The sequence below is a fragment of the Deltaproteobacteria bacterium genome, from assembly GCA_013151915.1.
Taxonomy (GTDB): Bacteria; BMS3Abin14; BMS3Abin14; order BMS3Abin14; family BMS3Abin14; genus BMS3ABIN14.
Window position 1 is genome coordinate 123,596 of sequence record JAADHJ010000044.1, and the last position, 10,194, is coordinate 133,789.

At 52.2% G+C, this 10,194-nt stretch carries 9 protein-coding genes; 1 reads left to right on the plus strand and 8 read right to left on the minus strand.

What is annotated here, in order from left to right; translation table 11 throughout:
• Positions 1-57: 57 nt before the first annotated feature.
• The gene (locus GXP52_08795) at positions 58-2,721 is read right to left on the minus strand and encodes a pyruvate, phosphate dikinase (GenBank protein NOY87383.1); all 2,664 of its coding nucleotides are present in this window, start codon (positions 2,719-2,721) and stop codon (positions 58-60) included.
• 311 nt (positions 2,722-3,032) lie between these two features.
• Positions 3,033-3,212 (minus strand): hypothetical protein, encoded by a 180-nt coding sequence (locus GXP52_08800; GenBank protein NOY87384.1) that lies wholly within the window; start codon positions 3,210-3,212, stop codon positions 3,033-3,035.
• 246 nt (positions 3,213-3,458) lie between these two features.
• On the opposite strand from GXP52_08800, the gene GXP52_08805 reads away from it, so the two are divergent.
• Positions 3,459-5,276, plus strand: coding sequence for a phosphoenolpyruvate carboxykinase (locus GXP52_08805; protein NOY87385.1), 1,818 nt, complete (start codon positions 3,459-3,461; stop codon positions 5,274-5,276).
• Positions 5,277-5,580: 304 nt separating this feature from the next.
• Here the strand turns inward: GXP52_08805 and GXP52_08810 are convergent, their stop codons facing one another.
• From GXP52_08810 to GXP52_08835, 6 genes are read right to left on the minus strand one after another with little or no spacing between them, the layout of a single operon-like run.
• Positions 5,581-6,666: an MBL fold metallo-hydrolase gene (locus tag GXP52_08810; protein ID NOY87386.1), complete on the minus strand. Its 1,086-nt coding sequence runs from the start codon at positions 6,664-6,666 to the stop codon at positions 5,581-5,583.
• Between the two features lie 29 nt (positions 6,667-6,695).
• The gene (locus tag GXP52_08815; GenBank protein NOY87387.1) at positions 6,696-7,532 is read right to left on the minus strand and encodes a phosphatase PAP2 family protein; all 837 of its coding nucleotides are present in this window, start codon (positions 7,530-7,532) and stop codon (positions 6,696-6,698) included.
• Between the two features lie 52 nt (positions 7,533-7,584).
• Positions 7,585-7,671 carry an arsenic metallochaperone ArsD family protein gene (locus tag GXP52_08820; GenBank protein ID NOY87388.1) on the minus strand — a complete coding sequence of 29 codons (87 nt, stop codon included), beginning with the start codon at positions 7,669-7,671 and terminating at the stop codon, positions 7,585-7,587.
• Positions 7,672-7,701: 30 nt separating this feature from the next.
• Complete coding sequence (gene arsB / locus GXP52_08825) at positions 7,702-8,760, minus strand: ACR3 family arsenite efflux transporter (protein ID NOY87389.1); 1,059 nt, start codon at positions 8,758-8,760, stop codon at positions 7,702-7,704.
• A gap of 15 nt (positions 8,761-8,775) precedes the next feature.
• On the minus strand, positions 8,776-9,201 hold the full coding sequence (locus tag GXP52_08830) for an arsenate reductase ArsC (protein NOY87390.1): 426 nt from the start codon (positions 9,199-9,201) through the stop codon (positions 8,776-8,778).
• 52 nt (positions 9,202-9,253) lie between these two features.
• Positions 9,254-9,601: a metalloregulator ArsR/SmtB family transcription factor gene (locus GXP52_08835; GenBank protein NOY87391.1), complete on the minus strand. Its 348-nt coding sequence runs from the start codon at positions 9,599-9,601 to the stop codon at positions 9,254-9,256.
• Positions 9,602-10,194 lie beyond the last annotated feature (593 nt).

Here is a 10,194-nt window from a genome sequence, read left to right on the forward strand (position 1 = left end):
CGAAAAAAAGCTCCCGCCTTTTGCGACGGGAGCTTTTTTTCGCTCTTTACGCCTGCTTTATACCGAGGCTTTTGACATGCCTTTTTTCATCTTTTTTCTCAATGTTGCCTGTGCCGCCGCGAGGCGGGCCGCAGGCAGCCTGAACGGCGAGGCGCTGACATAGGTGAGTCCGATCTCGTAGCAGAATTCCACCGAGTCGGGATCCACCTGTTCCCCGCAGATCCCCATCTTCATGCCCTTTTTAATCTTCCTGCTGCTGTCGATGGCCATCCTCATGAGCAGGCCCACACCCTTGCGGTCGATGGTCATAAACGGATCACTCTCAAATATCCCGTGTTCGACGTAATAGGGCAGGAAACTTCCAGCGTCATCCCTCGACAGCCCGTATGTGGTCTGAGTCAGGTCGTTTGTGCCAAAGGAGTAGAAGTCCGCCTCCGGGGCTATTTCATGGGCAAGCAGGGCTGCCCGGGCGATCTCAATCATGGTTCCGACATCGTAGGGAATCTTCACATTGTAGTGTTTTTCCACCTCTTCGGCCACTCTCACCGTCATCTCACGCATCACGCTAAACTCTTTTACATCGGCGATGAGGGGGATCATAATCTCGGGAATAGCCTTGATGTTCTTTTTGGAGACCTGACAGGCGGCTTCTATAATAGCCCGAACCTGCATCTCGGCAATTTCGGGATAGGTAATGGCAAGCCTGCATCCTCTGTGGCCAAGCATGGGGTTGAATTCACGCAGCGACTTGTTCCTCGCCCTGAGTTTCTCCAGGGGTACACCCATCTCATCGGCCAGAGACTTGAGATCCTTCTCGGTTTTGGGAAGAAACTCGTGCAGGGGCGGATCAAGGAGCCTTATGGTCACCGGCAGGCCGTCCATCACCTTGAAGATGTTGATAAAGTCTTTCCTCTGCATGGGAAGGATCTTTTTGAGGGCTTTTTTTCTGCCCGCCGTGTCGTCCGCCAGAATCATCTCACGCACCGCCTTGATCTTTTTGGCATCGAAGAACATATGCTCGGTGCGTACAAGTCCGATCCCTTCAGCACCAAACTTTAATGCCATACGGGCGTCGGCGGGGGTATCGGCATTTGCCCTGACACCCAGCTTTCTTATTTCGTCGGACCACTTCATGATGGTGTTGAAATCCCCTGTGAGCTCGGGTGAAACCAGGGGGACCTGTCCGAGCATCACCTCCCCGGTTGAACCGTTAAGGGTGATGTAATCCCCTTCCTTGATGACATGGGGTTCGACAATAAAGGATTTCTTCTTTTCGTTGATGTCAAGAGCAGTGCAGCCGGCGACACAGCACTTGCCCATTCCCCTGGCCACCACGGCCGCGTGGGATGTCATGCCACCTCTGGCGGTGAGAATTCCCTGGGCGGCATCCATGCCTCCAATATCCTCAGGGGAGGTCTCAGGCCTAACCAGAATCACCTTTTCGCCATGCGATGCGGCGTTTTCGGCATCCGCTGCGGAAAACACGACCTTTCCCACAGCGGCGCCGGGGGAGGCAGGGAGTCCCTTGGCAATGATGTCAACGGATGCCTTGGGATCAATGGTCGGGTGAAGAAGCTGATCAATCTGATCGGCGTCGATTCTCATTATCGCGGTCTTTTTGTTGATCAGTTTTTCCTTAACCAACTGAATGGCGATTTTGATGGATGCCGCCGCCGTTCGTTTTCCAATCCTGGTCTGGAGCATGTATAGTTTGCCGTCCTGCACCGTGAACTCCAGGTCCAACATGTCCTTGTAGTGTTTTTCCAGCTTTTTATATATTCGATCCAACTCTTTATATGTGGCCGGCAGCTTCTTCTTCATTTCGTTGATGTGAAGAGGCGTCCTTATTCCAGCAACAACATCCTCCCCTTGTGCGTCGATGAGGTACTCGGCAAAAAATTTCTTCCGGCCGGTGGATGGATCCCTTGTAAAGCCGACGCCCGTACCTGAATTTTCGCCCATGTTTCCAAAAACCATGGCCTGTACGTTGCACGCCGTGCCGAGATCATCGGGTATTCCGTTCAGCCTTCTGTAGGTTCCGGCCCTTTCCCCGAACCAGGATTCAAAAACAGCGTTGATGGCAAGCTTGACCTGCTGCAGGGGATCTCTGGGAAAAGCTTTGCCTGTCTCAGATCGGTAAATGCCCTTGAATTCCTTCACAAGTTCCCTGAGATCCTCGGCGGTCAGTTCCGTATCATTCTTTATGCCCCTGTCGCTCTTCATCTTTTCCAGTGCGTTTTCAAAAAGCTGTCTGTCCAACCCCATGACGGTACTCCCGAACATGGAAACAAGCCTTCTGAAGGTGTCCAGGGCAAAACGCTCGTTGTCTGTCTTCTTGATGAGGGCCTTTAAAGTGGTCTCATTGAGTCCAAGGTTCAAGACAGTGTCCATCATTCCCGGCATGGAAAACTTGGCGCCTGAACGAACGGAGAGAAGAAGAGGATTTTTTGAATCCCCGAGCTTCATGCCCATCGCCTTCTCAATCTTTTTCAGGTTATCAAGCACCTGGTCCCACATGCCTGCAGGGTACTTCCTGTTATCGGCAAAGTAGGCGTTACAAGCCTCAGTCGTGATGGTAAAGCCGGCGGGAACGGGGATCTTGAGTCTGGTCATTTCTGCCAGGCCGGCGCCTTTTCCGCCAAGCAGATCCTTCATTTTTCCGCTTCCGTCAGCCTTCCCATCTCCAAAAAAATAGACAAACTTTGTTGCTTTACCTGCCATAATCAACCTCCCTGAAACATTGTTGAGCGGTGATAAACCACGAAAAGCTCCATTATTGATATGGTCGTAAAAAGTCCATTAATGGCTTTTTACTTTACGGAAAGCGAAAAGTGTCATTTTCACTTTCCTCACAAATCAACAACTTGAACTTGCGCTGCAAGTCATTGATTTGCGCGCCCCGGAAGTGGGCGCGTTGACGACTTCGTAAAAAGTCATCAACATTGAATCGGAAATTAAAACCATCGATAAGGAGGAAAAAACATCGATATCCGGTACAATTTATCAGCCAAATGATGGCCCGTCAATGGGGTTTACCTCTTTCTGAGCACCAGTTTATCCAGGAGAAAAACGCCCCCTGTAATCAGGTAAATCAGGATTATTCTCATGACAGAGTTCTTCATCCCGTAGGTGAGTCCAAAGCCAAGCAGGAGCCCTATAAAGATCGAAACATTTTTGCGCCTTTTGTTGGGAAACCATTCCACTCTTTTCATTGTTGAGATCCCATCCTTTCCCTGGACTTTCCTTTCGATTCAATCCGTTTTCGCCATCCGGCCGGATGCCTTGTCAGGTTGTAACTTCCTGCGTGCGGTGAGGTCAAGCCCCATCGACGGGCCCGGATCATTCCGCGGCAAATCCGCCTCCAGGAAGGATAATACCACTGGAAATACCCCCCCAACACTTCCTTTTGAACCGGGAAAGTAGTAAAATTTCAGGCAAATTGGAAGGGACCTGAGACATTGAAAATTACTCCGCCTGAAAAAACCGATTTCTATTTGAGCAACCTGTCCTATCATGGGAAACAGGTCGTCCTTTACTCCGGCGGTATCCTGTGTTCAACTACCCACGAACTGGTTCACAGCTGGGCGTTCGCGACTGTTTTTAAACTGTTTGTTGATCACCTCTTCGAAAACCAGGACTCCGTCCTGAACGGCATGACGTCCGATCTGGGAACGGAAGAGGGGAGACAACGGATGTTGTCCCTTCTCTGGACCGTGGCCGAAACGCCCATTGAAAACGCTGTCAGGGTTATCCCGGGAGCGGATCACTATCAGTCCAACCCCAGGGCGCTCTACCTGTTTGTCGAGGCTTTCTACGATTTCTGGCGCTCCCACGACCGTTATCTTGTCTGCTACTCCGAGCAGGGGCCAAGAAGCCACGACAGGAGACCGTACAGGACCTTCAATGTAACCATCGAAAGGCTGACAGACCTGATCCGTTCCCTCTACCGGGATATGTGCGAGAATATTACGGGGGATCACTCCCGCATCTACAGGCAGGTCGCGGCCGGATGCAATCTTGGTGTCATCGCCACCCGGAAGGAGTGGAACCCGCCCAGCCCGGGCACCCTTGCTCTTGCGGACATACCCTTCATAAGGCAGGTCCTCATTAATCCTCCTCTCATTATCGATCCACCCGAGAACCGGCGGACGGGTCAATTCCTCAAGGTGGATCGTGATCCCCTCGAGGGGCTTGAACTGGAATCCGATGAGTGGCTTTGCTATCCCGCCCAGGTAGGTCCCCTTTCCATATTCATCTACTTCCATCAGGTTTTCATGGGGCTGGGATGTTCCCTTGCCAACCTGTTCGAACTGGCTTCCGACGATATGATTGCTTCGGGCCCCGACGCCGTTTTTCTGTACGGGGTTCCGGCCGGACACCTCTCGGAATATGGAGATGTGCCCACCGTCTTTTACGATGACGAGGTTAACGGCATTATCACGGGGGCCATTCCCGGAGAAGACAGGTTCGGATATTTCGGTTACCTCAAGAAGATGGCTCTGACTTTGCACAACATAAAGATGATGAAGAGGGGACGGATGCCCTTTCATGGGGCAATGGCGCGGATCATGCTTAGAAACGGTAAGGAGTCGACAGTCCTTGTCATGGGTGAGACTGCCACCGGCAAGTCGGAGACCCTGGAGGCCTTGCGCGTCATCGGTCGGGAGTTCATCAGGAACATATCCATTATCTCGGACGACATGGGGTCGTTGGGGATCGACGATGAGGGACGGGTCCTGGGATATGGGACCGAGACGGGGGCCTTTATCCGGCTGGACGATCTTCAGCGCGGATACGCTTTGAAACAGGTGAACAGGGCCATCATCATGAGTCCCCAGAAGGCAAACGCGAGGGTGCTCATTCCCGTGAACTTCATCGAAGAGATCCTCAAAGGTTACCCCATCGGCTATATCCTTTATGCCAACAACTACGAACAGGTGGACGAGGACCATCCCGTTATCCAGACCTTCCCCACAGCGGAGATCGCCATGACGGTTTTTCGGGAGGGGGCGGCAATGTCCAAGGGCACCACCACGTCCACAGGCCTGACCCACAGTTATTTCGCTAATATCTTCGGGCCGCCCCAGTATCGAGAGGTGCACGAGGAACTGGCGGTCAGGACCTTTGATGCCGCCTTTACCTCCGGGATATTTGTGGGCCAAATGAGAACACGTCTGGCCGTCCCGGGTTTTGAGACGGAAGGTCCCAGGCTGGTGGCAAAGGCATTACTTGAACTGATCACTGAAAAAGAGGACGGGAAGAAGGTGAAGGTGTAGAGATCCTTTCCGGGACAGGTCTATTTTTTTTTTGACGGTGAAGCGCATTTCGGGCACTCGATTGCTGATTTTAACACCCATGTCCTGCAGACCGGGCACCTTTTTGACCTCCCCAGGGTCATTAAGCCAACAACGAACAAAATGCCGAAAAATGTACCAAACGCCAGGATCATTGCATTATCTCCCTTCCAATCTCACTGGATTACCGTCAACAGATTTTTCTGTTTCCATGATCAAGAGGTCAAATAAAGCTACCGCGGAATTATAGCATTTCCGGCAGGCTTTTGAGAAGTATCAGGTGTTCTTAATCCTTATGGAGGCTGGAAAATGTGTAGACGTTCCCGACCGGGGCCAGATGGTTTTTCGTGAGCATAAACGGTTTTTTTGATTTCCTGTTCTCCTGCCAGAGAAGATTGACCAGGGCCAACGGGGAACAATGGGTGGGGATTATATAGCGGATATTCTGGGAGAGCAGGTCCCTTCCGGTTGTATCCACGTCGGAATTTGGATGAAAGCCGCCATAGTAACAGTGGACATTAACCTCTTTCGTCAAGGTCTTTGCGTAGATGAGAGAGGTATTAACACCGGCGTGGGAGCATCCGCTGATGACGACAAGTCCCTTGTTTTTTACATTAAAGACGATGGAGGTGTCCTCGTCAGCGGAATCTTCTATATTTCTGTCGATAACATTCCCGTTGTTGCCGCATTTAAAGAACTTCGGCCAGGGACGGGGCTTCATCTCGTAATCCTTCGCAATCCCCATTTTTCCGGCTGCCGGCCGGATACTTCCAAGATAGAGTATCATGTTGTCCATGACCAAAGCGGGGCGTCGTGAAATGATCCATTTTCCACCGCGTTTTTCGGCCCCCTGTTTGTCGGGGGCGAGGACGATATATTCTCCGGCGTTGAGGAACGCTCTCCCGGATACCTTGGCCCTCGGCAAAAAGAAGCTCTCCCCACCGACATATAGGGGGATTTCCCTTCTCGCACCGGGATTAACAATTTCGAGTGCCCTGTTAAGATTGTAATAGTGATCCGAATGACCGTGGCTTAAAAGGATCATCTCCACTTTTTGCGGGTCAAATTCCCTGTCCAGAGCACTGAACACTTTAATGTTATGCTCAAGCGCCGTTTCGTTCTGGCCTACATCGAAGAGAAGATACCGGGATTTTCCGTCTTTTGTGACCCTGATGTAATTCGCAAAGGCATGAGCCCCGTGAAAACTGTGTTCAGGACCGTCGTATAAGTCGTAGTTACCCAATGAATTCAGGATAACGTTGCCGCTTTTGTCCTCAATACGGCTTCCCTGAACTCCGGCGTAATCCCCCATAAGTTCGTAAACCCTGACCTCGTCCACGGGCTCAATGTCAAATGTCTTGATTCCATTCATGCGAGTACTCTCTTCCCCTTCGCAGTTCGCTACCAGCTCCAGCTCAATCGCAGTCCATACCCTTCATTCAACACGAGGGGGCTTATCCGGAAGTCCCGGCCGGCTTTCTCGCTTTCGGTTACGGCGCCGACTGCCTCCCAGCCCATATACCATCCCAATAGAGCCTGGGAGGCAAAATGAGCATCGTCGTTGATCCTGGACCAGCCTGCCGCGGTGGATGCGGTGAAGAAGAGATAGCGCAGAAACCGGGATTCGCTCATGCGTCCGGCAGTGAGAAATGGTATTGCCCCGATAAGAGCATGGCCGCTGACGCCGTTGGAATCTTTCAATGGGTTCCAGTGCGAGGCGTTATGACTTTCGCCCGGACGGGAACCCCCGGTTACGACCTGCATAAGGAGAAGAGCCGGGCCGCCGACCAGGTAGGCGCGGGCGGACCTCCATCCCCATTCGCCAATACCTGAAGCTTCCGGGTTGGTGGAATACAGTGAACCCACGCCGGCGGCCAGCAGGGAAAGCGGTATGAGGTATTTACCCTCGCCGAGCAGCTTGGCGTTTTTTGAAATGTCATCCGTTCCGGAGCTGCGGAAGTCTTTCTGAAACCGCTCCCGAATGTTCTCATCGAGGTCGGTGTTTGCCATGACTCCGCCGACGCCGAAGGCGATGCCAAGGTGAGTCAGATGTTCGGGAGAATAGAAATGTTGATAATCCTGTTTGACCTTCGCCCACGTTTTGTCCACGGCGGTATCGTGATATCCATTCACACCCCTTCCATATGCGGGATAGGCAAGGGAGACAATTGTCATCAGCAACAGGCCGGCTAATTTTTTGGTCTTGAGGTTGATTCCCCCTGTAGATCGTCTGGTCATTGGTTCGATTGTACTTGATGAACTCAAAAAAAGCACATCAACAAAACCGGGATCAAAGTGTTTTGGCCCTTTTTCCCTGCCCATGACGTGAGCCACATACGCCGGTTGAACAGCACATGGCGGGATCATAAACAACGATTTTTTCGTCCTGAACTCCCTATTCGAGCTATCAGTAAGATTCGACTTTTCCGTAGTATTTCTTCTGTAGCCAGAAGGAGACATTTACCAGGCCGATCAGTGCCGGCACTTCGACCAGCGGGCCTATAACCGCAGTAAAAGCGACAGCTGAATTGAGCCCGAAAACCGCTACCGACACGGCAATCGCCAGTTCGAAGTTATTTCCCGAAGCAGTGAAAGCAATGGCCGCAGTTTTTGAATAATCAGCTCCGGCCCTGACTCCCAGCCAGAAGCTGACCAGAAACATAATCACAAAATAGATCAGCAGTGGTATGGCGATCCGCACCACATCGAGTGGAATCGAGACGATCAGCTTTCCTTTGAGACTGAACATCACCAGAATGGTGAAGAGCAGCGCGACCAGGGTGATCGGGCTGATTTTGGGGATGAACTTCTTCTCGTACCAATCGCGGCCCTTCGACTTGATCAGGGTGAACCGGGTGATTATACCTGCCGCAAAGGGTATCCCGAGGTAGATGGCGACAGACTCGAAGATCTGGCCAATGGAGACCTGTACAACTGCTCCCTGCAAACCGAACAACGGCGGCAATATGGTGACGAAAAACCAGGCGTAAACCGAGTAGAAGAGCACCTGAAAAAACGAATTAAAAGCAACCAATCCGGCGCAATACTCGGTATTGCCTTTAGCCAGTTCGTTCCAGACGATGACCATGGCGATGCAGCGTGCCAGACCGATCATGATCAGTCCGACCATGTATTCAGGGTAGCCATGCAGAAAAACAATGGCGAGGATAAACATCAGTACCGGACCGACCACCCAGTTTTGAATCAACGAAATGCCGAGAATTTTCTTGTTCTGGAAAACCTCGCCTAACTCCTCGTAGCGCACCTTGGCCAGCGGCGGGTACATCATCAGGATCAGGCCGATAGCGATGGGGATGTTTGTCGTGCCGACCGAGAAGGCATTCACCACATACTTCACTCCGGGGAAAAGCCAGCCGGTTCCGACGCCGGCAAACATGGCGAGAAAGATCCACAGGGTCAGGTAGCGATCGAGAAATGAGAGTTTTTTTGTCAGTCCATGCTCCATTTTGATCTCCGAATTTCAGTTGCCAAGTTCCTGGCGAAAAAAATCACTTAACTGCTCGCGGATCTCATCCCGCACTCGGCGGTAGACGTTGAGCACATCCTCCTCGGTTCCGGTCGCCTTGGGCGGGTCGTCGAAACCGATATGAGTTCGTTGCACGCCTCCAAAAAAGAGCGGACACTTTTCGTTAGCGTCACCGCAGAGGGTAATGACGTAATCGAAGCTCTGCCCCTCGTACTGGCTGAGGTGATCAGAACTGTCCCCGCTGATATCGATGCCGATCTCTGCCAACACCTGCACCGCCTTGGGGTTGAGACCGTGCGGCTCGGTTCCGGCAGAGAAGGCCTCTATACATCCGGCAAAATCGTGGTTGATGATGCCATCGGCCATCTGGCTGCGGCAGGAGTTGCCGGTACATAGGAAAAGCACGCGTTTTACAGCCATATGAAACCTCTTTTATCCGCATAGGCGGATAAACTTGGGTTAAAAAAACGACCTACTCGCAGGCCGCGATATCCTTCTGTTTCAGATAGTTTTCCAGGCTCGCAAGATCTTGCTGTACCTCTGGAAGCTCAGCCAGTTGAGACTGGAGTAGCGGCAACAGTTTATTGAGAGCAGTTTCACCGCCCTGGGCGAGACGGTAGTACATCCACACCCCTTGACGCCGATCTTCTACCAGGCCTGAGTTGCGCAGGGTTGCAAGGTGACGCGAGACAGTCGACTGCGGCAGGTCAAGCGCCGCCATCAGGTCGCAGACACAAAGCTCACCACTGGTTAGCAAGGCAAGAATCCGCAGACGTGTTTCGTTTGCCAGGGTTTTAAAAAATCGTGCGGTCTGTTTCATTTGCTAACATATATCCGCATATGCGGTTTTTGTCAAGGTGGTCGCCGCGTTCGCCATCACGCTACTTTTTTCGTTTCAACTTCAAGACATTACAGGAGCCTGGCACTAATCCTCGGCAAGGTGGGATGCCCGCTTTCTCTCCCCTGAAAACCCGGACCTGGGAAGAGGTGAGCTATACAAAGGCTAAAGTCCAGAGTCCAGAGTCCAGGGTCCAGAGGGATAGACCAGTTCAACGTTCAAGGTTCAATGAACCGGATAAAGAACGTTCGATCCTATCAAGGTCTGGCACCAATCCTTATGGGGCCGGGGCAGAGATGCCCCGCAAAACTGGTGTCAGAGCGCTTTGGCAGCGACCGGCAAGCTTTGGGGTCAAAGCTCAGATTCTCAGGTTTCGGAATCGCGACCGGAAATCCGCCTTCGCTGAGGCTAAGACGGGACAGGCACTGGTGACCTTCGGTCATGTTTGAGGTGGGATGCCCTTCGACGCCCCTTCGACAAGCTCAGGGTTGCTCAGGACATCGAGGCTAAAAGACCCGCCCTGACGTTATCCCGGAGCGGACAGCCTGACGGACGACCGGGACCATGACTTCGAC

Bases quoted from the DNA above. Each gene is read 5' to 3' on its own strand.
- arsB (NOY87389.1), bottom strand. From the start codon at position 8,760: ATGGAGCATGGACTGACAAAAAAACTCTCATTTCTCGATCGCTACCTG.
- GXP52_08800 (NOY87384.1), bottom strand. From the start codon at position 3,212: ATGAAAAGAGTGGAATGGTTTCCCAACAAAAGGCGCAAAAATGTTTCG.
- GXP52_08810 (NOY87386.1), bottom strand. From the start codon at position 6,666: ATGAATGGAATCAAGACATTTGACATTGAGCCCGTGGACGAGGTCAGG.
- GXP52_08815 (NOY87387.1), bottom strand. From the start codon at position 7,532: ATGACCAGACGATCTACAGGGGGAATCAACCTCAAGACCAAAAAATTA.
- GXP52_08835 (NOY87391.1), bottom strand. From the start codon at position 9,601: ATGAAACAGACCGCACGATTTTTTAAAACCCTGGCAAACGAAACACGT.
- GXP52_08830 (NOY87390.1), bottom strand. From the start codon at position 9,201: ATGGCTGTAAAACGCGTGCTTTTCCTATGTACCGGCAACTCCTGCCGC.
- GXP52_08795 (NOY87383.1), bottom strand. From the start codon at position 2,721: ATGGCAGGTAAAGCAACAAAGTTTGTCTATTTTTTTGGAGATGGGAAG.